This is a genomic window from Erwinia sp. HR93 (assembly GCF_034555055.1).
Lineage (GTDB): Bacteria > Pseudomonadota > Gammaproteobacteria > Enterobacterales > Enterobacteriaceae > Apirhabdus > Apirhabdus apintestini.
In genome coordinates, this window is sequence record NZ_JAXUDP010000001.1 from 3,680,133 (window position 1) to 3,705,157 (window position 25,025).

General features: G+C 52.1%; 23 protein-coding genes and 1 tRNA gene. 17 read left to right on the top strand and 7 right to left on the bottom strand.

The genetic code is table 11. The features are described from left to right. Positions 1 to 454 precede the first annotated feature (454 nt). The gene (locus SFA31_RS17165) at positions 455 to 715 is read right to left on the bottom strand and encodes a YkgJ family cysteine cluster protein (protein WP_322839073.1); all 261 of its coding nucleotides are present in this window, start codon (positions 713 to 715) and stop codon (positions 455 to 457) included. Positions 716 to 950: 235 nt separating this feature from the next. Here SFA31_RS17165 and SFA31_RS17170 point away from each other — a divergent pair, with 235 nt between their 5' ends. The 3 genes from SFA31_RS17170 (at position 951) to yeiP (ending at position 2,894) form a co-directional block, all read left to right on the top strand. Further along, positions 951 to 1,385: a DUF4236 domain-containing protein gene (locus tag SFA31_RS17170; protein ID WP_322839074.1), complete on the top strand. Its 435-nt coding sequence runs from the start codon at positions 951 to 953 to the stop codon at positions 1,383 to 1,385. 2 nt (positions 1,386 to 1,387) lie between these two features. Beyond that, entirely contained in the window at positions 1,388 to 2,041 is a 654-nt protein-coding gene (locus SFA31_RS17175; protein ID WP_322839075.1) for a hypothetical protein, read from the top strand. 280 nt (positions 2,042 to 2,321) lie between these two features. Then, positions 2,322 to 2,894: an elongation factor P-like protein YeiP gene (yeiP, locus tag SFA31_RS17180; protein ID WP_322839076.1), complete on the top strand. Its 573-nt coding sequence runs from the start codon at positions 2,322 to 2,324 to the stop codon at positions 2,892 to 2,894. 274 nt (positions 2,895 to 3,168) lie between these two features. On the opposite strand, the gene uxuA is transcribed toward yeiP, so the two are convergent. Further along, the gene (gene uxuA, locus SFA31_RS17185) at positions 3,169 to 4,359 is read right to left on the bottom strand and encodes a mannonate dehydratase (protein ID WP_322839407.1); all 1,191 of its coding nucleotides are present in this window, start codon (positions 4,357 to 4,359) and stop codon (positions 3,169 to 3,171) included. Between the two features lie 206 nt (positions 4,360 to 4,565). Here uxuA and SFA31_RS17190 point away from each other — a divergent pair, with 206 nt between their 5' ends. From SFA31_RS17190 to yejF, 8 genes are all read left to right on the top strand, one after another. Next, the gene (locus SFA31_RS17190) at positions 4,566 to 6,032 is read left to right on the top strand and encodes a mannitol dehydrogenase family protein (protein ID WP_322839077.1); all 1,467 of its coding nucleotides are present in this window, start codon (positions 4,566 to 4,568) and stop codon (positions 6,030 to 6,032) included. A 100-nt stretch (positions 6,033 to 6,132) separates the two neighbouring features. Next, positions 6,133 to 7,119 carry a GTP-binding protein gene (locus tag SFA31_RS17195; protein WP_322839078.1) on the top strand — a complete coding sequence of 329 codons (987 nt, stop codon included), beginning with the start codon at positions 6,133 to 6,135 and terminating at the stop codon, positions 7,117 to 7,119. Between the two features lie 37 nt (positions 7,120 to 7,156). Continuing rightward, positions 7,157 to 7,858, top strand: coding sequence for a phosphatase PAP2 family protein (locus SFA31_RS17200; RefSeq protein WP_322839079.1), 702 nt, complete (start codon positions 7,157 to 7,159; stop codon positions 7,856 to 7,858). 433 nt (positions 7,859 to 8,291) lie between these two features. Further along, a complete protein-coding gene (gene mepS / locus SFA31_RS17205) occupies positions 8,292 to 8,861 on the top strand; it encodes a bifunctional murein DD-endopeptidase/murein LD-carboxypeptidase (RefSeq protein WP_322839080.1) in 570 nt (189 codons plus the stop codon). A gap of 616 nt (positions 8,862 to 9,477) precedes the next feature. Next, positions 9,478 to 11,286 carry an extracellular solute-binding protein gene (locus SFA31_RS17210; protein WP_322839081.1) on the top strand — a complete coding sequence of 603 codons (1,809 nt, stop codon included), beginning with the start codon at positions 9,478 to 9,480 and terminating at the stop codon, positions 11,284 to 11,286. A gap of 9 nt (positions 11,287 to 11,295) precedes the next feature. Continuing rightward, the gene (gene yejB / locus SFA31_RS17215; RefSeq protein WP_322839082.1) at positions 11,296 to 12,396 is read left to right on the top strand and encodes a microcin C ABC transporter permease YejB; all 1,101 of its coding nucleotides are present in this window, start codon (positions 11,296 to 11,298) and stop codon (positions 12,394 to 12,396) included. After that, positions 12,393 to 13,418 carry a microcin C ABC transporter permease gene (locus SFA31_RS17220; RefSeq protein ID WP_322839083.1) on the top strand — a complete coding sequence of 342 codons (1,026 nt, stop codon included), beginning with the start codon at positions 12,393 to 12,395 and terminating at the stop codon, positions 13,416 to 13,418. The genes yejB and SFA31_RS17220 overlap by 4 nt, the downstream gene beginning before the upstream one ends. Position 13,419: 1 nt before the next feature. Beyond that, complete coding sequence (gene yejF, locus SFA31_RS17225; protein ID WP_322839084.1) at positions 13,420 to 15,018, top strand: microcin C ABC transporter ATP-binding protein YejF; 1,599 nt, start codon at positions 13,420 to 13,422, stop codon at positions 15,016 to 15,018. On the opposite strand, the gene SFA31_RS17230 is transcribed toward yejF, so the two are convergent. From SFA31_RS17230 to rsuA, 3 genes are all read right to left on the bottom strand, one after another. Further along, positions 15,015 to 15,359: a YejG family protein gene (locus SFA31_RS17230; RefSeq protein ID WP_322839085.1), complete on the bottom strand. Its 345-nt coding sequence runs from the start codon at positions 15,357 to 15,359 to the stop codon at positions 15,015 to 15,017. The two genes, yejF and SFA31_RS17230, sit on opposite strands and share 4 nt — an antisense overlap. A gap of 477 nt (positions 15,360 to 15,836) precedes the next feature. Next, positions 15,837 to 17,030: a Bcr/CflA family multidrug efflux MFS transporter gene (locus SFA31_RS17235; RefSeq protein WP_322839086.1), complete on the bottom strand. Its 1,194-nt coding sequence runs from the start codon at positions 17,028 to 17,030 to the stop codon at positions 15,837 to 15,839. 16 nt (positions 17,031 to 17,046) lie between these two features. Then, positions 17,047 to 17,754 carry a 16S rRNA pseudouridine(516) synthase RsuA gene (gene rsuA, locus SFA31_RS17240; protein WP_322839087.1) on the bottom strand — a complete coding sequence of 236 codons (708 nt, stop codon included), beginning with the start codon at positions 17,752 to 17,754 and terminating at the stop codon, positions 17,047 to 17,049. Between the two features lie 163 nt (positions 17,755 to 17,917). On the opposite strand from rsuA, the gene SFA31_RS17245 reads away from it, so the two are divergent. Beyond that, positions 17,918 to 19,678: a DEAD/DEAH box helicase gene (locus SFA31_RS17245; RefSeq protein ID WP_322839088.1), complete on the top strand. Its 1,761-nt coding sequence runs from the start codon at positions 17,918 to 17,920 to the stop codon at positions 19,676 to 19,678. Between the two features lie 4 nt (positions 19,679 to 19,682). Here the strand turns inward: SFA31_RS17245 and leuE are convergent, their stop codons facing one another. Then, a complete protein-coding gene (gene leuE / locus SFA31_RS17250; protein ID WP_322839089.1) occupies positions 19,683 to 20,321 on the bottom strand; it encodes a leucine efflux protein LeuE in 639 nt (212 codons plus the stop codon). 269 nt (positions 20,322 to 20,590) lie between these two features. Here leuE and rplY point away from each other — a divergent pair, with 269 nt between their 5' ends. Continuing rightward, on the top strand, positions 20,591 to 20,875 hold the full coding sequence (rplY, locus tag SFA31_RS17255) for a 50S ribosomal protein L25 (RefSeq protein WP_322839090.1): 285 nt from the start codon (positions 20,591 to 20,593) through the stop codon (positions 20,873 to 20,875). A gap of 89 nt (positions 20,876 to 20,964) precedes the next feature. Here rplY and yejK read toward each other — a convergent pair whose 3' ends face one another. Then, positions 20,965 to 21,972, bottom strand: a complete 1,008-nt coding sequence (yejK, locus tag SFA31_RS17260) for a nucleoid-associated protein YejK (protein WP_322839091.1) — start codon at positions 21,970 to 21,972, stop codon at positions 20,965 to 20,967. Between the two features lie 136 nt (positions 21,973 to 22,108). Between yejK and SFA31_RS17265 the strand changes: the two genes are divergently transcribed. The 4 genes from SFA31_RS17265 (at position 22,109) to SFA31_RS17280 (ending at position 24,733) form a co-directional block, all read left to right on the top strand. Beyond that, positions 22,109 to 22,336 (top strand): YejL family protein, encoded by a 228-nt coding sequence (locus SFA31_RS17265; protein WP_322839092.1) that lies wholly within the window; start codon positions 22,109 to 22,111, stop codon positions 22,334 to 22,336. 18 nt (positions 22,337 to 22,354) lie between these two features. Next, positions 22,355 to 24,121: an LPS biosynthesis-modulating metalloenzyme YejM gene (gene yejM / locus SFA31_RS17270; protein WP_322839093.1), complete on the top strand. Its 1,767-nt coding sequence runs from the start codon at positions 22,355 to 22,357 to the stop codon at positions 24,119 to 24,121. A 76-nt stretch (positions 24,122 to 24,197) separates the two neighbouring features. Beyond that, a tRNA-Pro gene (locus SFA31_RS17275) sits at positions 24,198 to 24,274 on the top strand. Positions 24,275 to 24,484: 210 nt separating this feature from the next. Next, positions 24,485 to 24,733 carry a DinI family protein gene (locus tag SFA31_RS17280; RefSeq protein ID WP_322839094.1) on the top strand — a complete coding sequence of 83 codons (249 nt, stop codon included), beginning with the start codon at positions 24,485 to 24,487 and terminating at the stop codon, positions 24,731 to 24,733. The last annotated feature ends 292 nt before the right edge of the window (positions 24,734 to 25,025 follow it).

The following is a 25,025-nucleotide window of genomic DNA, read 5'->3' on the forward strand; positions in this document are numbered from 1 at the left end:
ATTGGCCAATTTGACTCATATAGGGTTATTCGCTGTTTAAAATTCATATCCCAGCAGCCAGCATCTGGCTCGTCTTAACCGGTTTATCAGTACGCTATAAACCCAGGTGATATTCAGGTGGTCGAGCTTCTTCTGTGAAGACAGCGCGCATACCCGCCGGCACTTGAGATAATTTTCCGCGTGGGGTCATATAAAGATTAATGACCAAACGTTCGATTTATAAAACCACCTGTATTTCAGCGGATCGTGGTAGGAAATATCAGTGCTTAAATCTTTGGCTAGCGTCTGAATACGAATTGGCTACTAAAAGATGAGATTCAACCAGGGCTAAACGTGGGTTAAGAGATATCTCCCGGCGATTCACCGCTGTTAGCCGCTATTGAAGCGCCAGGCGTGAAAATAGCGGCGCAGGAAAAGTTGCAGATGTCGCGCACAGCTAAAGATGAAAATTGTTCTACGTCAAAGCAGACGTAGCCTCTTCTAACTCTATAAGGTAAACCATAGCGGCTTCTCGATCGGTAGCACACATATCCAGGGACGGTTGAAGACTGCCGCATACTTTTGGGCGCAGGGGTGAGCCAAAGATGCGGCATAAGTTATCTTCCGATAGCTGCACGCACCTTACATTAGCGGGTTTACCCTGCGGCATGCCTGGAATTGGGCTTGAAATTGAAGGTGCAATACAACACGCCCCACAATCAGTACGGCACTTCATTACAGATTCCTGCTGATAATCTATTTGATTATCGACAGTAACAGAGTGTCTTACTGACTTGTAGCCTATCGTCTATATTCAGGGTTTAAAGATTTAGTCTTGATTTTCTAATACATTGAAAAATAATTGAAATAATAGATTCACACCTTCCTTAACCTCTTTATTTTTTCAATGTAGAATATCGCTTAGATGTTGCTCAGGGGCATTAGCATGCTACTTATAACATGGAGTTACTATGAGCTTTTACACAGGGAAAAGTATCCGCGTTGGGCCGATGAGATTTAGTCTATCTAAATCTGGAGTCAGTGCCTCTGTTGGTATAAAAGGATTGAGATTCGGTACTGGCCCAAGAGGGAATTACATCCACATCGGCGCCGGTGGGGTTTATTACCAGGCTTCAATTTCATCAGGCGCGGCGCCCCAAAGTGGAAGCAAGGCTCAACGTGTGCCAGCTTATACTCCGGAAGAATGTGACAATACGCACGCCCCTCTTGAGGAAATCGAATCATCTCATATTTCGAAAATCATTGATTCCAGCTCCCGCGAGCTGCTCGAAGAGCTAAATAATAAACGTAAGAAGCTCCAATATGGCCGTTCGCCATTTTCCTTTCGATTGCGATATTACTTTACAGTTTTTCACAGCCATGGCCCGCGTGGTGCATTGCGATAGTATTGACTATCGGGAGCGCCGTCTCTGTTTTTGCCTACGCGCACGACCAGCTAAGAAAGACTACCGTTTTATTTTATGACTTTGATGATGAAATGATGGCATGTTATCAGCAACTTCATAATAGCGTATCCATGCTCGCCACCTGCTCAAAAATATGGCATATCGAAGCTTCCGGAGCCGTCTATGACCCTAAATATCATGCCGGAGCAACCAACTTACTGCGCAGAAAAGCAACCGCTATCGGTAAAGCAAAGCCTCCCTTCGTTAAAACAAACATTGAGACGATTGCCGTCTATGTCGGCCGTCAAACACTATATTTCTTTCCAGATAAGGTATTGGTTTTTGACCGTGACGGCGTCGGTGCCGTTAGCTATAACCAGCTATTCGTTAACGTTGGAAATAGACAGGTCGTTGAAAATGAAGCTGTACCCAGAGATGCCTTAGTCGTTGGCAAAACGTGGAAGTATGTTAACAAGTCTGGAGGCCCGGACAGAAGATTTAAAGGCAATACAGAAATTCCAGTGTGTCTGTATGAAAACCTTTCGTTCACAAGTCATTCCGGGCTAAATGAGTTATTACAACTGTCTAAAACGGGCTATGGGGAAAGTTTTTCACACGCAATTGAAATTCTTGGCAAAAAAGTCATAACTTCTTAGTTACATCGTTTATATGTAGTGAACAATTGACGGGCAGGTTTATCGTTCAACGCACCGGCAATTGATCTGGCTATCGGCGGCGGCATACAGTTCGCACCGCGGTGCGCGCGGCGCTTCATTTAACGTCCCCTTGCTCAAAAGGCGCTCTGGCAGCCGCGTTGCGCACGCATCAACCGTATTGTTCCGCGCCCGACGGCGGCAGGGCAAAAAGCCTTGCCTGAATGCGCCGTCGCGGGTACCTTGTCGCGATATTTCGCCACACCATTTACAGGACTTCATTATGGCAAGAGCTAATGAAATTAAGCGCGGTATGGCCATTAATTACAATGGCAAGCTGCTGCTGGTTAAAGATATTGATATCCAGGCCCCGAGCGCCCGCGGCGCGTCCACGCTGTATAAAATGCGGTTTGCCGACGTGCGCACCGGATTAAAAGTCGAAGAGCGCTTCAAGGGTGACGATATCCTCGATACCATTACCCTGAGCCGCCGCCCGGTCAATTTTTCTTACGTTGACGGCAGCGAGTATGTCTTTATGGACGAGGAAGATTACACGCCCTATAGCTTTAATCAGGAACAGATTAGCGAGGAGCTACAGTTTATTCCGGAAGAAGGGCTTCCTGGCATGCAGGTGTTGACCTGGGATGGGCAAATCCTGGCACTGGAGCTGCCTCAAACGGTAGATCTACCGATTATTGAAACCGCTCCGGGCATCAAAGGAGCCTCCGCCAGTGCGCGTACCAAGCCTGCAACGCTGTCTACCGGGCTAGTGATTCAGGTACCGGAATATCTGAATAGCGGGGAAAAAATTCGCATTCATATCGCTGAGCGCCGCTATATGGGCCGCGCCGACTAACCGCTGCACCTTCTAAGGCGCTGCCAGCGCCGGAACCGCAGGCCTGCGGGCTTACCGGTGCCGGTGTATCAGGCGAGTCTGCCGGGCTTTTACCCGGCATCTGTTCTATATTTTACTCAGGCGGCGCCTGTAGTAGCGCCCCGCCTGCGCCTTAGCGCTCACATCCGTAACTTACCTGGCATTAACGCCGTACGTTTATTTAGCGCATTGCCGGAAAGCCCGGCGCTGGCAGCGCGATAGCTCTGATAGTAAAGGCCGAAATTACGCCAACCAATCACAGCAATTCCGGGAACATCACGCGTTTAAGCGCCAGTTCGACGCCGCGCACTTCCGCCAGCCCTTTTAGCCGCCCAATCGCGGAATAACCCGGATTGGTTTTCTTGCGTAAGTCGTCCAGCATCTGGTGACCATGATCGGGCCGCATTGGAATTGGGCGCGCATTACCGGCCGCCGCGCGTCGGGCTTCTTCCGTCAGAATCGCTTTTACCACCGCGACCATATCCACATCGCCCTGCAAATGCGCAGCCTCGTGGAACGTTTTCGGGTTATCTTCCCGGCAGGTTGAGCGAAGGTGAGTAAAATGAATCCGATCGCCAAAGGTTTCAATCATGCGTACCAGATCGTTATCTCCCCGCACGCCGTACGATCCGGTGCACATGGTAAACCCGTTATAGATACTGTCGACGGTTTGCTTCATCCACTGCATATCTTCAATAGTGGAAACAATGCGCGGCAGGCCGAGGATTGGGCGCGGCGGATCGTCAGGATGGATAGCCATACGCACGCCCGCCTCTTCCGCCACCGGAATAATCGCCCGCAGGAAGTACGCCATATTTTCGCGCAGCTGCGCTTTGTCGATGCCGTCATATTCCGCCAGACGCGCCCGAAATTGATCCAGCGTATAGCCCTCTTCCGCCCCGGGAAGACCGGCGATAATATTGCCCGTCAGTGTTTCAATTTGCTGCGGTGACATAGCCTGGAAATAGGCGAGCGCTTCGCGCTGCTCTTCGGCGGAGTAATCGGCCTCTGCGCCGGTCCGCTTTAGGATATGCAGTTCAAACGCCGCAAACGCAATCTGATCGAAGCGCAGCGCTTTGGAGCCGTCTGGCAATGTCCAGGCTAAATCAGTGCGCGTCCAGTCGAGGATGGGCATGAAGTTGTAGCACACGGTATCAATTCCACAGCGCGCCAGATTACGAAGACTTTCCTGATAAGCCGCAATGTAGCGCTCATAATTACCGGTATGCGTTTTAATATCTTCATGAATGGGGATACTTTCCACCACAGACCAGGTTAGACCTTTTTCTTCCACTATTCGCTGGCGCGCACGTATCTCTTCCACCGGCCACACTTCGCCGTTTGGGATATGATGTAATGCAGTCACTACGCCAGTCGCGCCCGCCTGGCGCACATCATCCAATGACACCGGATCGTTCGGTCCATACCAACGCCAGGTTTGCTCCATCATCGTCTCCTTAAGACCTGTTATACCAATTATTGCATTACCACTTAAGGTACCATACAACCCCAGGCAATAGCGTCAAATGATGTGCGGGAATTGGTTGATCGACCTCACATTAATGGGTTAATTCAAGCATACCAATACCCTTTTCTGTCATATAACTTTACACTGATGGGGATGATTTAGCGCCCGGCAAGGACTGTGTTTTCATGAAAACTATCGCATCGGTTCAACTTCCTGCCGCTGTCCGGCAACCTCAGTATGACCGCAATCAACTCCGCTCCCGCATAGTGCATCTTGGTTTTGGTGCCTTTCATCGCGCGCACCAGGCGCTACTGACTGACCGCGTGCTCAATCTTAAAGGAGGCGACTGGGGAATATGCGAGATAAGCTTATTTAGCGGCGATAAATTAATGCAGGCTCTGTGTGAGCAAAAGCACCTGTATACCGTGCAGGAAAAAGATAGGGCGGGTAGCAAAACAATTATTGTTGGAGCGGTTCATGAGTGTCTGAATACAAAGCTGGACGGGATGCCGGCCATTATTGAGAAATTTTGCGAACCGCAGGTGGCTATCGTTTCATTGACTATTACAGAAAAAGGCTATTGTATCGATGCGGCTACCGGCCAGCTGGATCTTACTCACCCGCTAATTGTGCACGATCTTCAGCAGCCCGAGGCGCCGCATTCTGCGCCCGGAATTCTGGTTGAAGCGCTGGCGCGCCGCCGCGCCCGCGGGCTGGCGCCGTTTACCGTCCTTTCCTGCGATAATATCCCGGATAACGGCGCCATCGTCAGGCGCGCCATCCTGGATTTGGCAAAGCGCCGGAGCGCAGACCTGACTGACTGGATCCATGACAATGCGTCGTTTCCGGCTACCATGGTCGATCGCATCGTCCCGGCTACAACGCCTGACACGCTGGCGGAGATAGCGTCTATTTGTGGCGTTAACGATCCCTGCGCCGTAAGTACCGAACCGTATATACAGTGGGTGATTGAGGATAATTTCGTGGCCGGACGTCCCGCCTGGGAACTGGCCGGAGCGCAAATGGTGGCCGATGTAGCGCCCTGGGAGCAGATGAAACTGCGTATGCTTAACGGCAGCCACTCTTTTCTGGCCTGGCTGGGCGGCCTGGCGGGCTACCAAACTATCGCCGACTGTATGGAGGACGCTTTATTTCGGCAGGCTATGCTGCGCCTGATGATGAATGAGCAAGCCCCCACGCTGAGCATCGCCGACGTTAATCTCAGTGACTATAGTCAATCCTTAGCGGCGCGCTTTAGTAACCCCACGCTGCAACACCTTACGCAGCAAATAGCCACCGATGGCAGTCAGAAATTGCCGCAGCGAATGCTAAACAGTATCCGCTGGCATTTGCGCCACGGCGGAGAATGGCACTACCTTGCTCTGGGCGTGGCCGGATGGATGCGCTATATAAGCGGCAGTGACGACGACGGTAATCCGCTTGAACTCCGCGATCCTCTGAAGGAAAAAATCAGCGCGCTGGTAGCGGAAAGCTCCCCGGAAAACCGCGTAAGCGCTCTGCTAACGCTGTGCGAAATCTTCGGTGATGACCTCCCCGAAAACGCTGGGTTTGTCCGGGAAGTCACGCACGCCTGGCGCGCGCTGTGCCAGTACGGCGCGCGTGGAGCAATAGCCAGGCTGATTAATGGATAAGCCTGCCTATTGACGCGTTATTTGCGCGCGCCTCTTCTCTTTTCAGCGCTTTTTCGCCAGGATAGTCGCTCCTGTCTATCCTGGCGTTTCCGGAGCCGACGTGACAAAAACCAATCTGATTACCGGCTTTCTCGGCAGCGGTAAAACCACCACCATTCGCCATTTATTAGCGCATAAGCCGGCAGATGAACGCTGGGCGGTACTGGTTAATGAGTTCGGTGAAGTGGGCGTAGACGGCGCGCTATTAGCGGCAAGCGGCGCGCTGTTAAAAGAAATTCCCGGCGGTTGCATGTGCTGCGTCAATGGATTGCCCATGCAAATTGGCCTGAACGCGCTGCTGCGTCAGGGGAAACCAGACCGGCTTTTAATTGAACCCACCGGGCTTGGCCATCCTAAACAAATTTTGGATATGCTCACCGCTGATGTTTATCAGCCATGGATTGATTTACGTGCGACGCTTGCGCTGCTCGACGCGCGCCAGCTTCTGGAAGCGCGCTACTACCAGGACAGTAATTTTCAGGATCAGCTCGCCGCTGCGGATATCATCGTCGCAAATAAAATAGATAAGCTGGATGCGCCCGCAGAACTGGCGCTGAGCGCATGGCGACAGGAAAGCCTGGGCGAGCGCACGCTGATCGCCGTCAGCCAGGGCGGCGTTGCCCCCTCTTTGCTGGATACGCCGCGACAAAACCTGCGCGACCTTCCCGCCCACCCTTCTCACACCCATAGCCAGGCACCTGCTTCCGTGCTGGCCGCCTTAAGCCTGCCGGAACACCAGCGCTGGCGGCGGCATCTGAATCAGGGGCAGGGTTATTATGGCTGCGGCTGGGTGTTCGATGCCCAGACGTGTTTCGATACCATCGGCCTTCTTGAATGGGCGCGGCTTGCGCCGGTGGAGCGCGTAAAAGGCGTTTTGCGTATCCCTGAAGGCCTGGTGCGAATTAACCGCCAGGACGCCGATTTACATATCGAGACACAGAGTGCTGCGCCGCCGGACAGCCGCATCGAGCTTATTCATTATGCGGATAGCGACTGGAATGCGCTGCAGCGGGATCTGTTGAGGCTTCGTTTACCCGAGCGCAACTAACGTATTTATCTTAAATTATCTTCTCTCCAGGAACACTATGCTACGTCACGCTTCTTTTCCGCTTATCGTGCTGCTTAACGCCCTCGGTCTGGCGCTATTTTTCTCCTGGTATCTTCCGGTAAATCACGGTTTTTGGTTTCCCATTGATTCGGCGCTGTTTCATTTTTTTAACGCCGCGCTGAGCACCAATCGTACTTTTTTATGGTTTGTCGCCATCACGAATAACCGCGCATTTGACGCCTGTTCACTGCTGTGTATGGGGCTATTAATGCTGTGGTTCTGGCGAAAAGCATCGCCTCACGAACGTCGCCATATTGTCATCATGGGGGTAGTTATGCTGCTCAGCGCTGTGATCCTAAACCAAATCGGTCAGGCGCTCCCGGTGAAGCGCCCCAGCCCGACGCTCACATTTACGCATATTAATCGCGTGCGCGACCTGCTGCATTTCCCCACGAAAGATGCATCTGGCGACAGCTTCCCGGGCGATCACGGAATGATGCTACTAATATTTTGCGGCTTTATGCTGCGCTACTTCGGCAAAACCGCGTTTATTATCGCCGTGATGATATTTCTGTTATTCGCGCTGCCGCGCATTATGATTGGCGCCCACTGGTTTACCGATGTTTTCGTCGGATCTCTTGCCGTAGTGCTTGTAGGGTTACCCTGGATTCTAATGACGCCATTGAGCGATCGATTAATTAATTCGCTTAATCGCTGTCTTCCGGGAAGGAATAAATAATAAAACCCGAATCAGGATCAATTTTAATTAAACAAACTATTACACCGGCGACCGTTTTCGCCGGTGTTTAACTCGGTTTTCACGGTGGCCTTAATTCTGAAATTAAATACTTTCACATTCATTTAAAGAAACGTTAATAAACCGATAAAACCTTGCGATACCTGCCCTCAAAGGCTGAAACATTTTGTTATATCACCACACAAAAATATAGATAATCTGGGTATGAAAATGCTCGCCATGGCTAAATGAATCGGGTAATCTTTCACCCGTTTTGCGCTATAAGGTCGAATTCCCCGCAAAAGTAAAGTGTGCGTTATCCCACACTTTATGATTTACAGAATTGTCTCATTATACGCAGGTCATTACTCTCATCACGTTTGGTTAATAACATAACGATTTTTATCGTTAAGGACATCAAGGGATAATAAACAAAATGGTCAAATCTCAGCCAGTTTTGAGATATATTCTGCGGGCGCTCCCCGCGGTTGCAATGGCAGTAGCGCTTTCGGCCTGTAGTTCTACAAATACCGCACAAAATACACGTACTGATACGCATGCAGCAGATAATAACGGTGGCTTTTTGCTGCAAGCTTCTCAGGATGAATTCGAGCAAATGGTCCATAATCTGGACATTAAATCTCGTCTAATGGATCAATATACCAGCTGGAAAGGCGTTCGCTATCGCCTGGGCGGAACCTCACGCAAAGGTATTGATTGTTCAGCCTTCGTTCAACGAACATTTCGCGAACAGTTTGGTCTGGAATTACCGCGTTCCACCAGCGAACAGCAATCCAGCGGCCAGTTTGTTTCCCGCGGGAAATTACGCACCGGCGATTTGATACTTTTCCATACCGGTTCTACGGGTCGCCATATCGGTATTTATATCGGTAACGACAGCTTCGTACACGCATCCACCAGTAGCGGCGTGATGATTTCCAGGCTCAGCGATCCTTACTGGAAAAAACGCTATAATTCGGCGCGCCGGGTGTTAAATCACAGTTAATTAAGCCGCTGCGGGCTTAAAGATGTCCTGATAACCAAACGTTTTAAAACGCTGCCTGGCAGCGTTTTTTTATTTCATTTTTCCCATTATTACCCATTGCGCAGTGTCCCGTATATTGCTACCCACCCGTTTATTTCTGGTTATTATTTCACCACAAACATTGCGCTTTGTACGGTAATGAAACTTGGTGCTTTGATTAATCTGGCATACAAAAATGACTCTTGGTGCGATGGATATCACGTATAAACCCGGCGTTTCCCTTAGCCAATAAGGGGTTTATTTTTATTCATGATTACTTTTCCAGAAAATGCGTATTCTCTACTACTCCGCTCTTTCTCTGGCTAATAACATGGATACAGAGCCAACCCGTTAACGCACCGGCTTTCTCGCTGGCCCCTGGAATATAGCCGTCACTGGCGCCCGGTATTTACCTCTTATCACTTCACCGCCACTATTGCAGGCTACCCATCCGTCAGACTGAAAACAGATAATATTAGCCCGGACATTTATTTCACAAACGCGTTCACCTCCCTTATTATTCCCGACGTGACGGTAAATACGTTTCGATTCTCGCGCTATGCTTGCGAAGCGTGCCAAATACAGGAAACTGCGATTAATGGTCGTTCGCATCTATTGGTTTATGCTGGCGCTGATGATTTCAGCCAGCGGTAGCGCCCGGGAAACAAACGTCAGCCACGCTTTCGCGATTCTGGGCGCACCGAAATATGCCTCGGGTTTTACCCATTTCGATTACGTTAATCCTCAGGCGCCCAAAGGGGGCCAAATGACGCTTTCCGTCATCGGCACCTTTGATAATTTCAACCGTTACGCGCTGCGCGGCAACCCGGCTGAGCGCACCGGGCAAATTTATGACTCTCTGTTTACTACGTCTGACGACGAGTCCGGCAGCTATTATCCGCTGATCGCCACCTCTGCACGTCACCCTGACAACTTTGCCTGGGCTGAGATCGCGCTTAATCCCCAGGCACGTTTTCATGACGGCAGCCCTATTACCTCCCGTGATGTCGCCTTTACCTTTCATAAATTTATGACGGAAGGCGTACCGCAGTTCCGCCTTTACTATAAAGGCGTTACCGTCAGTGCGCTGGGGCCACACACCGTACGCATTACCCTTGCGCAGCCAAATAAAGAGACTATGTTGAGTCTGCTAACGCTGCCCGTCATGCCAGAAAAATATTGGCGCCACCGCTCGCTGGGTGCGCCGCTCGCACATCCTCCCCTCGGCAGCGGCCCTTATCGCATCACCGACTGGCGGATGGGTCAGTATGTGGTCTGGCAGCGGGTGGCCGATTACTGGGGCGCCAGCCTGCCGGTCAATCGCGGGCGCTGGAATTTCGACACCTTACGCTACGATTATTACCTTGATGACAATGTCGCCTTTGAAGCTTTTAAAGCCGGCGCCTTTGATATTCGCCGTGAAAATAACCCAAAAAACTGGGCGACGCGCTATACCGGCCGGCATTTCGAGCGTGGATATATCGTTAAAGCGGAGCAGCAAAATAGTGCCGCTCAGGGCACGCGCTGGCTGGCATTTAATCTTCAGCGCCCGCTGTTTTCAGACCGCCGAGTGCGCGAAGCGATCGCGCTGGCGTTTGATTTCGAGTGGATGAATAAAGCGCTGTTTTATGGCGCGTATCGGCGGGCAAATAGCTATTTTCAAAATACTGAATATGCGGCGCGCGCACTTCCCGATGCCGGAGAGCAAACGCTACTCGCGCCTTTTAAAAACCAGCTCCCGGCCGAGCTGTTTCATCGCGTTTTTCAGCCACCGCACACATCTGCGGACGGATTCCCGCGCGACAAGCAGCTCGCTGCTCTCAAACTATTACGTAATGCTGGCTGGACCGTTAAAAATAAGCGCCTGATAAATGGCCAAAGCGGCAAGCCGTTTGAATTTGAACTCCTGCTACCGGCCGGCGGCAATAACGCATGGGCGCTCCCTTTCCAGCATAGTCTGGCGCGCGTGGGAATCCGCGTAACCCTGCGCCAGGTTGATAATTCACAGCTCACCAACCGCCTGCGGCGCCGGGACTTTGATATGATGCCGGCGTTATATCCCGCCATGCCCTGGCCCGGTACCGATCTCCAGATTAGCTGGGCATCTGCCTATCTGGACTCAAGCTGGAATACGCCGGGCGTACAGGACCCTATAGTCGATAAATTGATCGCGCAGATCGCGGCGCATCAGGGAGATAAGGCGCGACTGCTGCCGCTCGGACGGGCGCTCGATCGCGTACTGACGTGGCAATATTATATGTTGCCAATGTGGTATCAGGCGTCTGAACGATTAAGCTGGTGGAACAAATTCGCGCGTCCCTCCCGCCATCCAGGCTATGCGCTGGGGTTGGATACCTGGTGGTATGATTCGGCGAAGGCCGCTGCTTTACCGCCGCAGCGGCGTTAAGGAATACCCATGATACGTTATTTACTACGCCGCCTGTTACTCATCATCCCCACCCTATGGGCCATCATTACGCTGAATTTTTTTATTGTTCAGATTGCACCCGGCGGCCCGGTGGATCAGGCCATCGCAGCCATTCAGTTCGGGCGCGGGCAGGCGGTTATGCCCGGCGGTGCTCAGAGCGCTGACGCAGGAAGCCATACCCGCCCAGGCATTGCCGGGCCGGGCGACAATCAATACCGCGGCGCGCGCGGTCTGGACCCGGAGATTATTCAGGAAATTACTCATCGCTACGGTTTTGATAAACCGCTTTATGAGCGCTATTTCGATATGCTATGGCGCTATATCCGCTTCGATTTTGGCGACAGCCTGTTTCGCAGCGCCTCCGTGCTGCATTTGATTAAACAGAGCCTGCCGGTTTCCGTGTCGCTGGGGCTGTGGAGCACCCTTATTATCTATTTTATCTCCATCCCGCTCGGCATCCGCAAAGCGATGTATAACGGCAGCCGCTTTGACATCTGGAGCAGTTCACTAATTATTATTGGCTACGCCATCCCCCCCTTTTTGTTCGCCATTGTCCTGATTGTTTGTTTTGCAGGCGGAACCTGGCTGGATATCTTCCCGCTACGCGGGCTGGTAAGCGCAAATTTTGACGCGTTGAGATGGTACCAAAAAGTGGCAGACTACTTCTGGCACATCGCGCTACCGGTACTGGCAACGGTAATCGGCGGCTTTGCCTCACTCACGATGCTAACCAAGAACGCATTTCTGGATGAAATTCGTAAGCAATATGTCGTAACGGCTCGCGCCAAAGGGCTGGACGAAAAGCAGATTCTGTTGCGGCATATTTTTCGCAACGCCATGCTGCTGGTTATCGCAGGTTTTCCCGCTGCGTTTATCAGTATGTTTTTCACCGGCTCTCTGCTCATAGAAGTCATGTTCTCCCTTAACGGATTGGGGCTATTAGGCTACGAAGCGACGGTTTCGCGCGATTATCCCGTGATGTTTGGCACGCTGTATATTTTTACCCTGATTGGGCTCGTGCTGAATATTGTGAGTGATTTAACCTACATGTGGGTGGACCCGCGTATTGATTTCGAGGGGCGCGCATGAAATCGCTCAGCCCGGTAAATCAGGCGCGCTGGGCGCGCTTTCGCCAGCATCGGCGCGGCTATTGGTCGCTGTGGATTTTTGCCATCCTTTTTATTCTGAGCCTGTTTGCTGAATTTTTGGCTAATGAAAAGCCGCTGCTGGTACATTATCAGCAGCGCTGGCTGGTGCCCGCGCTGATTGACTATAGTGAGGCAGACTTCGGCGGCCCGTTTCCGACGCCGGCTGACTATCAGGACCCGTGGCTGCGCCGGCAAATTGACGCCAACGGCTGGGCGCTTTGGGCCCCCGTCCGCTACGGCGCAGCCAGCATTGATTACGCCACCAGGCGCCCTTTCCCTACGCCGCCATCGCGTACACACTGGCTCGGTACCGACGCAAACGGCGGCGATGTGTTGGCTAAAATCGTATATGGCACGCGAATCTCCCTGCTGTTCGGTCTGACGCTCACCTTTTGTACCAGCCTTATTGGCATGCTGGCTGGCGCGCTGCAGGGTTACTATGGCGGAAAGCTCGATCTGTGGGGGCAGCGCTTTATTGAAGTGTGGTCCGGTATGCCTACGCTGTTTTTAATCATTTTGCTCTCAAGCGTGGTGCAACCTAATTTCTGGTGGCTGCTGGGGATAACGGCCCTGTTTGGCTGGATGGGGCTGGTCGGCGCGGTGCGCGCCGAGTTTTTACGAACCCGCAATTTCGACTATATTCGTGCCGCGCAAGCTATGGGCGTCGGAGACTTCGCTATTATGCTGCGTCATATGCTGCCCAATGCCATGGTGGCCACGCTAACCTTTCTGCCTTTCATTCTTTGCGGAGCGATTACCACACTGACGGCGCTGGACTTTCTTGGATTCGGACTGCCGCTCGGCTCGCCTTCGCTTGGCGAGCTACTACTGCAGGGTAAAAACAATCTTCAGGCACCGTGGCTGGGCTTAGCCGCCTTCTTAACGCTGGCGATTATGCTGTCGCTGCTGATTTTTATCTTCGAGGCCGTTCGCGACGCCTTCGATCCGCACAAGGCCTATTAATATGCCAGCACCGCTGTTAGATATTCAGGATCTGACTATCGCCTTTCGTCAGAAAAATACGCAGAATCGCGTGGTTGACGCGCTGTCTCTGCGCATAGAGCGCGGACAAACGCTGGCGCTGGTCGGGGAATCAGGCTCTGGGAAAAGCGTTACCGCGCTATCGATTCTGCGATTGCTGCCCTCACCGCCGGTTATCTATCCCGAAGGCGATATTCAATTCTGCGGCGATTCGCTGCTGCATGCGTCGGAAAAAGCGCTAAGAAGCGTGCGTGGCAATCGTATCGCCATGATTTTTCAGGAACCGATGGTCTCGCTTAACCCCCTACACACGCTGGAAAAACAGCTCAGTGAAGTACTTTCACTCCACCGTGGGATGCGCCGCGCTGCGGCCCGAAATGAAGTGCTCGACTGGCTGGAACGCGTCGGTATCCGCAGTGCGCGCCGGCGTTTGAACGACTATCCGCATCAGCTCTCCGGCGGCGAACGCCAGCGGGTGATGATAGCAATGGCCCTGTTGACTCACCCGGAATTACTCATTGCGGACGAACCCACAACCGCGCTGGACGTCACCATCCAAATGCAAATTCTGACATTATTACGCTCACTCCAGCGAGATCTGAACATGGGGCTACTCTTTATAACTCATAATCTCAATATCGTGCGCACGCTGGCAGACGAGGTTGCCGTGATGCGCCAGGGCAAATGCGTTGAGCTGGCCCCGGTGCAGACTTTGTTTAACGCACCCCGACATCCTTATACCCACCAGTTACTGGACGCAGTGCCCGCTGGAAAACCCGTTGCGCTGAAACCTTCTCAACCACCGCTTCTTGAAGTACATAATCTGACGGTGAGTTTCCCCCTGCGTCACGGCCTGCTTCGGCGCACGGTAGGTTATCATCACGCGGTTAAGGGGCTCAGTTTTTCACTGCGTCCGGGTGAAAGCCTCGGATTGGTGGGGGAATCAGGCTCAGGAAAAAGTACTACCGGGCTGGCGCTACTGCGTCTGATAGCCTCCAGTGGCACCATTATGTTTGATGGATTACCGCTGCACTGCCTCGACGTCAAAGCGTTATTGCCGGTTCGGCGGCGTATTCAAGCGGTATTTCAGGATCCTAATAGCGCCTTAAATCCGCGTCTGTCCATCCAGCAAATAATAGAAGAGGGTCTGCGCGTCCATCAACCGCAGTTAAGCGCTCAAGAGCGAGAAAGCCAGGTGATTACTGTGATGCAGGAAGTGGGGCTTACGGCAGAAATGCGCTCCCGCTACCCTTCGGAGTTTTCTGGCGGACAGCGCCAGCGCATCGCTATCGCCCGCGCGCTTATTTTAAAACCACAGCTCGTGATTCTTGATGAGCCCACATCCGCGCTGGACAGCTCGGTGCAGGCGCAGATACTCGAACTACTAAAACATCTACAGCAAAAATACGCGCTGGCCTGGCTCTTTATCAGTCATGATTTACAACTGGTACGTGCGCTCTGCCACCAGGTTATCGTAATGAAGCAGGGAGAAGCCGTAGAACAGGGTACCTGTCATCAGGTTTTCAGCGCGCCGCGCACGGCGTATACCCGTCAGCTTCTGGCGCCGCTCACCGCCTGTTAAAACGGATTAGCGGCGTTGACATTTTCAGCAATCGCCACGCCTGAATTTTTCAGACAGCAGATAGCAGCAAATTCATCCTGGCCTTCAACAAACAGGCAGGGCTCGCCCTCCCATTCCAGTACGGCACTATTAACCGCAATGCCTATCAAATCCTGGCTTAATGAGCGCATCACTGTCCAGGCTTTTTCCCCATTTGGGCTGAGTAATTTCAACCCGATAAGCGCATTATCATCAGTCCCAATCTGCGGCGGAATCGGTTCAACACTGATGCCTGCCAAACCGGCAGACCAGCGATAGCGCGACGGCAGACGATGCACGATGGACAACTGTAAAGTATTCACGTTATTCCCCGGTAGCGTTACTATTATTATTATCTTACACAAATGTTAAAAAAATGATACAAACGTGCAGAAAGGAAATCAAAGACGCGTTGGTGTTAAAAAAAATAAAATGGCGAAAAGCCGGCTAAAAAAAGTTAATTATGTTTCCTGCGGAGCATTTATTATTGCCTGAGAAGAAAAAGATGGGTGGCTATATTAGGCGTGGAACAGACGGCCAACGGCAACACTCAAAGATTCACTTCCTGACTAACCCATAAAATTCCGAAGGAACAGGCGGTTATTAGTTTTTTCTACGCCCGTGGGCGCTATATTTACCTGTTTATACGATCTAACTCAACTCTTTTTACTACAAGGTAATGACGTTTTTTAATCTTAACGCTTACAAAATAACAACAATTATAAGGGTTGAAGAACGGCTGTCGTTGACGTGGATTAATAAATAGAAAGTCAGGGGCGCCAGACGGCGCACCCGAATGTTTACTGCCGCGCAGAACGGCTGGCGTACAGATAAAAAGCCATAGAACAGGTCGCACACAGCGCGATAGAGCAAATCATTGGCCACGCTGAATTAAGGGTGGCAAGCGAGAGTAGCGACGCCGTTACGGCGCCAATGCCAAAACGAAAGGTTCCGGCAAGCGAAGACGCAGTGCCTGCCATATGGGGAAACTCATCCAGTATTACCGCCATGGCGTTCGAAGACACCATCGATACGCAGCCAATGAACGCGGCAATTCCCACGACCATCGACCAAAAACCAAGGTGTAGCGCAGTACTGCCCACCAGCCAAAGCGCAACTACAAACTGAATCAGCAGGCCGGTACGAAACATACGCAGCGCCCCGACCCGGCGCACCAGGCGCCCGTTTAGCATAGTCATTACAAACAAAAAGGCGATATTGAGCGAGAAATAGTAGCCAAAATGCTGGGATTTAACGTGATTAAGCGTAATGTAAACAAAAGGCCCGGCGGTCAAAAATGAAAACATCCCGGCAAAGCTGAACCCGCTGGCCATCATGTAACTCAGCGCGCGCTTATGCCGAAACAGCGTGGCAAAATTACGTACCGTAGTCCCTAAATGCAAACGCTGGCGCCGCTCCGGAGGTAACGTCTCTTTGATAAGCGTCATTATCATCACGGAGGCCACCAGCGCCGCCAGTGCCAGAATCCAGAAGATAGCGTGCCAGTTAAACCACACCAGCACCGCACCGCCTATCATCGGTGCCAGCAGTGGTGCAATGGTGGTAATCAGCATCATCAAGGAAACCATCCGCGAGAACTCATCCCGGGAATACATGTCGCGCATTAGCGCATTGATAACCACGCTCGCCGCTGCGGCAGCTAAACCGTGGAAAAAACGCATGACGATAAGCATTCCAATCGTCTGGGAAAGCGCACAGGCCGACGCCGCCAGAGCGAAAACCAGCGTTCCGCCCAAAATCACCGGTTTACGCCCCAGGCTATCTGCCAGCGGCCCGTAAAAAAGCTGCCCTATCGCGAACCCCAGAATATAGGTGCTGAGCGTCATTTGAGCGTTGCCCGCCGGAACATGGAATTGGTCGGCGATCGCTGGCAAAGCCGGTAAGTACATATCAATGGATAGCGGCATTAACATTGCCAGCAGCCCCAGAATAAAAACAATGCTCAGCGAGGAAGGCGGCTCTTTTGTCGTCACAGTTGTTCTCCAGCCATTAACGCGGCGGCAGGCCGACGCTGGCTATTTCATCTTCAGTTAGCGCCCGGTACTCTCCGGGAGCGAGCGTCTCATCCAGACAAATCGCACCGATACGTTCGCGATGCAGCGCCTGCACGTGATTACCCACGGCGGCAAACATGCGCTTTACCTGATGATAGCGTCCCTCGCTAATGGTCAGACGCACTTCTGTCGGCGTAAGAATTTCAAGCGTCGCCGGAAGCGTCAGCGATTTCTCGCCGTTCAGCTGTACCCCTTGCTGGACGCTCCGCGCAGCTTCTTCAGTAATAGGCGCATCGAGCGTAGCGCGATAGGTTTTATCGCAGCGGTGGCGCGGCGAAGTAATACGATGCGACCACTGCCCATCGTCCGTCATTAATACCAGCCCCGTGGTATCGATATCCAGACGCCCTGCCGCATGCAGTTCGTGTGCCACCGGCTCGTCAAGAAAATAGAGTATCGTTGGATGGTCGGGATCTTCAGTAGCGCAAACATAGCCCTGAGGCTTATTCAGCATAAAATAGCGCGGCCCGCTCTGCTGCGCCAGAACGCTGCCGTCAAAAGCAACATCGTGTTCAGGCAGTAATTTAAACGCGCTGTCTTTTACTATTTCACCGTCTACGGTAACGCGCTGGGCGCGGATTTCCCGGCCCGCGATAGCGCGGCTGACGCCAAGCTGCCGGGCGATAAATTTATCAAGTCGCATGGATAATAAGTGCCTGTAATGGTGATACCGAGCCTAAGTCGGCGCGTTGACATGTTTTCCTGTAACAGTATAACCATCGTCCGCGGGCGGAAAAAGCCCGTTTTCACTTGTTTCATGGCATAATGATGCTTTGCCCGTATCGCCGTTGAGTCCCCTACCCGCCATGTCGTTTAGTTTACGCCCTTATCAACAAGATGCCGTCGCTGCAACGTTAACGCATTTTCGTGCCAATACTACGCCTGCCGCGATCGTGCTGCCAACCGGCGCGGGTAAAAGCTTAGTCATCGCGGAACTGGCGAGGCTGGCGCGGGGCCGTGTACTGGTGCTAGCACACGTGAAAGAGCTGGTGGAGCAAAACCACGCTAAGTACTGCGCGCTGGGGCTGGACGCGGATATTTATGCCGCCGGGCTACAGCGAAAAGAGCGCGGCGGAAAAGTCATTTTTGGCAGCGTGCAGTCGGTTGCACGCAATATCGCGGATTTTATCACGCCTTTTTCTTTGCTCATCGTTGATGAATGCCACCGTATTGGCGACAGCGATAATAGTCAGTATCAACAAATCCTGACTCACCTGCGCACAATTAACCCAGCGCTACGCCTGCTCGGGTTAACGGCCACGCCGTACCGGTTAGGCAAAGGGTGGATTTATCGCTATCACTATCATGGCATGGTGCGCGGTAATCAGGATGCGCTGTTTTCTGATTGTATTTATGAGTTGCCGCTGCGCTATATGATAAAAAATGGCTGGCTGACGCCCCCGCAGCGCCTTGATATGCCCGTGGTTCAATACGATTTTAGCCGGCTAAAAGCGCAGGATAATGGCCTGTTCAGCGAAGAAAGTCTGAATAAAGAGCTGGCGCGCCAAAAGCGCATCACGCCGCAGATAGTCCATCAAATCGTTGAATTTGCCGCGGAGCGACGCGGCGTAATGATTTTTGCCGCCACCGTCGAGCATGCCAAAGAAGTCTTCTCGCTGCTGCCCGCGGGCGAGGCCGCGCTAATCATTGGCAGCACGCCGACGGCGGAAAGAGACGCGCTGATTCATACGTTTAAACGCAAAGCGTTTCGCTATCTTGTTAACGTTTCCGTTCTCACCACCGGTTTTGACGCCCCGCACGTGGATGTTATCGCTATTTTACGCCCGACCGAGTCCGTGAGTTTATACCAACAAATTATCGGGCGCGGGCTGCGGCTGGCACCCGGCAAAACCGACTGCTTGATCCTGGATTACGCCGGTAATCCCCATGATATTTATACGCCCGAGGTGGGTAGCCCGCGCGGCGCATCAGACAATGTCCCAGTGCAGGTATTTTGTCCTGACTGTGGGTTTGCCAATACGTTTTGGGGGAAAGTCCAGGCCGACGGCTCGCTTATCGAACACTACGGTCGCCGCTGCCAGGGATGGTTTGAAGACGACGATGGCGTGCGCGAACAGTGCGGTTTTCGCTTTCGCTTTAAACAATGCCCGCACTGTAATGCAGAAAACGATATTGCCGCACGCCGCTGCCATCAGTGTAATGAAATATTGGTCGATCCGGATGATATGCTAAAAGCGGCGCTCAGACTTAAAGATGCGTTAGTACTACGCTGTAGCGGTATGACGCTGCGGGACGGCACCGATGAGAAAGGCGCATGGCTTAACATCACTTATTATGATGAAGACGGCGCCGATGTCAGCGAACGATTTCGTTTACATACGCCCGCCCAGCGAACCGCCTTTGAGCTCAACTTTTTACGCCCGCATAGCCGAACGCCCGGGATTCCCTTACGCTGGATAACCGCCGCGGATATCGTGCAACAGAGACACGCCCTGCGCCATCCCGATTTTGTCGTGGCGCGTAAAAAAGGCGCCTGGTGGCAGGTCAGAGAGAAAATCTTTGATTATCAGGGGCGCTTTCGCCGCGCCAATGAGCTGCGCGGCTAAAACCTCAGGATTGTAAGCTGGCAAGGCGCGCGGCAAAGCCAACAAAAATCAGGCCAATGAGCGAATTCCCGATTTTAGCCAGTTTCTTTTTGGTGCCGATATAGTGGGTAACGAAAGCGCCGGAAAAAATCAAAAAACTGAGATAGGTAAAACTGATGATTTCGAGCACGCTGGCCAGAATAAAGAATGAAATGCCGGAATGCGCCGCGTGCACGTCGATAAACTGCACGAAAAAGGAGACGTAGAAAAGGATAGCTTTCGGGTTGGTCAGGCTTAGCGTTAGCGCGCGCCGTAAAATCGCACCGCCTGGCGTCGATTTATTGGCATCGGGTTTTGCCTTCTGGAAGAAGGTCGTATAAAGCATTTTGCCACCCAAATAAAGCAGGTAGATGGCACCGAGATAGCGAACAATATTAAACAGAACAGGCGTGGTTTTTATCAGCGTCGCCACCCCGGCCCAGGCGAGAAACATGAGTACCGCATCGCCGATAAATACGCCGCAGGCCGCCAAATAACCGCTTTTCACGCCGTCTCCAACGCTGCTTTTCAATACGAAAAGCGTATTCGGCCCAGGCACCAGTACAATAAAAACGGCGCCGACAAAATAGGTCCAGAAGTTCAGTACACCAAATTCCGCAAACATTATAGCCCCCTACCTGAGAATCCCTTCACATGACGATACTGATTTCACTCCGATAACGTCAGGGATGTTACTCCATTGCATATTGGGTTTAAAGCGCTGCCCCGCGAAAGCGCATTTACGTACTACACCCGCTTAGCAGCGTCGGAGATTTTCATTTATTGCCGTTATCCCCTGATACGGCTATAATGCCGCCCGCTTTGCGTCCGCAGGGCAGAATCTTCGCCTGCTGCTGGGTCGCCTGTAGCAGGCACTAATTAAGAGAGAAAAAGATGTTTACTATCAACGCAAACGTTCGTAAAGAGCAGGGTAAGGGTGCGAGCCGCCGCCTGCGTACAGCTAACAAGTTCCCGGCTATCATTTACGGCGGCAACGCTGAGCCGGTTGCTATCGAGCTGGATCACGACCAGATCATCAATACCCAGAAAGATGAAAAATTCTATTCTGAAGTGCTGACCCTGGTTGTCGACGGTAAAGAAGAGAAAGTCAAAGTTCAGGCCGTTCAGCGCCATCCGTACAAGCCGAAAATCACTCATATCGACTTCGTACGCGCTTAATCGCCTGTTATCGTCGAAAACGCCGCTCATGCGGCGTTTTTTTATGGCGGAAGCGCAGGAATCCCCCGCCTGCCCCGGCAATATTTGCCTTATGAGTTATTGCCCGTCCGCCGCTGTAGCTGATCGCGTAAATTCGGCGGAGTGCCTTTAATGGTCAATGTATCCGTCGCCGGATCCCAAAAAATCCGCTCCCCGAGCAGCATAGCGTCAAAGTTAATGGTTAACCCTCCACCGCTGCCGGCATATTTCGTTAACTGGCGTAGCGTGCTGCGATCCGCAGGAAAGTGCTCTTCCAGCTCATATCCCTGCTCTGCGGTAAAGGTATGGAAACTTTGACTGCTTACGCCTTCCAGTTCTTTTGAGAGCGAGGCAAGTTCAATATCTTCGCCCGCCTGCAGCTGTTCGCTGCAATAACTGTATACCTGCTGACGCACATTTTGCCGCTCATGTTTATCAAGCTGCGCCTGCGCCGCAAAGTCATCGACGGCCTGCAATAGCCCGCGATTCTGTACCTTCGCGTTTAGCCCTTCGCTGGCACCGAGAAAATCCATGAAAAAATCAGCAACTTTACGCCCAACGCGGCCTTTAAGAAACGTCAGATAGCGCGTTGACTCCGGATTGGTTTCCCATTCGGTCATATCAATGCGCGCAACAATGTCCGCATGATTGATATCCAGGTAATGAGTAGCGCTGATATCCAGCTGCTCGTTGACGCGCATACTGCTCAAATTATTGAGTACGGCAACCAGCAGATAATCGACGGCCAGATAGCGGTAGTGACAAAACAGGACGATGCCCCCTTCGGCGAAAGGGTATTTTGCCAGTTCATCGCGCAAACGGCCGGTCGCTGCCCGGCTAAAGCCCAGAAAGTCCTCCTCGCCCTGGCGACACAGGCGCAGCGCTTCAGCCAGTTCGCTCTCCTGATTAAACAAACCGTAAGCTTTGCTTTTCGCGCTATAAACACGATGCAACTCCGCCATCATTTCTTCTACCGCCGGGCTGGTTTCCAGCAGCGTGTCGCGTAACACCAGCTCCAGCGTTTGTTCGTCACGTTTAATAAGCTGATGTAAGGCTATCTGGTCGATATCCAGACTCATGATAAACTCTCCTATTGGACCGGCCGGTATTCAACCATTGCCGGCGAGGATGTGCAACCGGTGATAAAAAAGCAGAAAAATAACGCATGCTACGGTAAGATATCGCACTTTCCTGAATAGACTGATAATCGATTTTATGCCGCAGACATCCCGCTATAGTGACGAACGCGTTGAGGCGCTCCTGACTGAACTGGTTGAAGTCCTTGAGAAACACAGGGCACCCACCGATCTTTCCCTGATGGTATTGGGAAACATGGTGACTAACCTGATTAATACCAGCGTCGCGCCTGCTCAACGCCGTTTGCTGGCCCGCTCATTCGCCGACGCGCTACAGTCTTCTGTCAGCGAAGACGCCGCGCACTAAGGACACTGTGAACGAGTTATGGTGACTAACCGTCAGCGCTACCGTGAAAAAGTTTCCCAGATGATTAGCTGGGGACACTGGTTTGCTCTGTTCAATATGTTAGTAGCGATGCTGCTGGGCAGCCGCTATTTGTTAGTCGCCGACTGGCCGGCAACGCTGACCGGGCGCGTTTATTCCTGGCTCAGTCTGGCAGGCCACTTCAGCTTCCTGGTTTTTGCCGCCTATCTGTTGATATTGTTTCCCCTCACGTTTGTGGTGATGTCACAGCGGCTAATGCGCTTCCTGTCGGTTATTTTCGCTACTGCGGGCATGACGCTGCTACTGATTGATAGCGAAGTCTTTACCCGCTTCCACTTGCACCTGAATCCCATTGTCTGGGAGCTGGTCATCAATCCTGATAAAGGAGAGATGGCGCGCGACTGGCAGCTTATGTTTATCAGCGTGCCGGTGATTTTGTTGATTGAAATGCTGTTTGCGACGTGGTGCTGGCAAAAGCTACGCAGTATTAGCCGTCGCGCGCGCTATGTCAGACCGCTGGTAGTGCTGTTTATTGTTTCTTTTTTCTCCAGCCACATAATGTACATTTGGGCGGATGCGAATTTTTATCGCCCGATCACCATGCAGCGCGCCAATCTGCCGCTCTCCTACCCAATGACTGCGCGTCGCTTCCTGGAAAAACACGGTTTGCTGGACGCGAAAGAGTATCAGCGCCGCCTTGTGGAACAAGGATCGCCTGAAGCCGTCTCGGTGCAATATCCGCTCAACGCGCTGCGCTATAACGATATGGGCAGCGGTCACAATGTTTTACTGATAACCGTTGACGGGCTGAACTACGTAGAGATGCAGAAAACCATGCCCGCACTGGCTCAGTTTGCCGGGCAGAATATTAATTTTACCCAGCATATGAGCGCGGGTAACAGCGCAGATGGCGGCATCTTCGGGCTATTTTACGGCATCTCGCCCACGTATATGGACGGCGTACTGTCATCCCGCACCCCAGCCGCTCTTGTTACCGCACTCAATCAGCAGGGGTACCAGCTTGGGCTGTTCGCCTCCGATGGATTTGGTAACCCGCTGTACCGCCAGGCGCTGCTTTCAGATTTCTCGCTGCCTCAGGCGCGCGTACAGAGCGACCTGCAAACCACCAACCAGTGGATAAACTGGCTGGGTAAATACGCATCGGATGATAATCGCTGGTTCTCATGGGTTTCGCTTAACGGTACCCAGCCTACGCAAAATGAAACCGATGCAAGATTATTGACGCAGCGCTATGAACGCGCGGCGCGCGGCGTTGATAAACAAATTGCGCGTATTCTCCAGACTCTGAGCCAGCGCGGGCAATTAGAAAATACCGTCGTGATTATTACCGCCAGCCACGGCATCCCTCTTGGTACCCAGCGCGACAGTTTTGCCTGGGACCGCTCACGCATTCAGGTGCCTCTGGTGATTCACTGGCCGGGCACGCCCGCGCAGCGAATTACGCGCCTGACAGAGCATCAGGATATTATGACAACGCTGATGCAGAGGTTGCTGCACGTGAGTTCACCGGCGATGGAGTATTCTCAGGGCGAGGATCTGTTCAGCGCGTATCGCCGCAGGCCCTGGCTTATCGGCGCTGATAGCAATACGCTGGCGATTACCACTGCTGATATGACGCTGGTGCTGGATAATAACGGGCGCTATAAGGTCTGGGACCGCAATGGGGATGAAATTGAAGAGCCGCGGCCGCAGCTAAGTCTGCTGCTACAAGTGCTGACGGATGAAAAACGCTTTATTGCTAACTGATTGATTATTTATAGCTCACTCGGCGTCTCCTCCCCTTGCAATCGGTGAAGAAACGGGTAGTATTAGCCCCACAAATCGGTACGTAGCGCAGCCTGGTAGCGCACTGTCATGGGGTGTCAGGGGTCGGAGGTTCAAATCCTCTCGTACCGACCAAATTTCTCTACATAAAGCAGCCATTTAAGGCTGCTTTTTTGTTTTCTCAGATTTTAACATAGTGAAACGATGGCAGAACCCAATCCCGTAAAAATACGGCCGGTCTATCATCAAACTCGCCGGTCGCGATATTCCGCTTCTGATCTCCTTGACACTGTATTAATTTACAGTAGATTTGCCTGTATTTTTAGCCAGTAAAATAAGGTATCTATGTACGTCGAACTCGTCTATGACAAACGCAATGTTTCAGGGTTAACCGGCGCAAACGAAATAATCCTGGATGAATTGACGCGCCGTGTTCACCGAATATTCCCTTCTGCTACCGTGCGGGTTAAACCCATGCAGGCTAACGCTCTAAATTCCGATGCCAGCAAAAGTGACCGGGAAAAACTAAACCGGATGTTAGAGGAAATGTTCGAAGAAGCAGATATGTGGCTGGTCAGCGGCGAGGATTTCTGAACTGGCATATCCGTTTTACCTGAACCAATACGCATGCTGATAGGCTTAGATATCTACGCATAATATGAGCCTATTTATCATGCGTTGAAATGCATCTCGCCTTCTGTAGCTAACGCTCACCGCCGCCACCGCCATCAATGGCATTCCGTTAAAACTGGCCCCTGTGAGGATGACAACAGACAGCCACGGCAGAAGAGCCTGACGGAAGCTTTTTTATGAAGCACTACTGCCCTCTTCGCCGGGCAATTGTGTCAGAAACTGATAATGAGACTGGCCTTCAGATTGAAAGAAA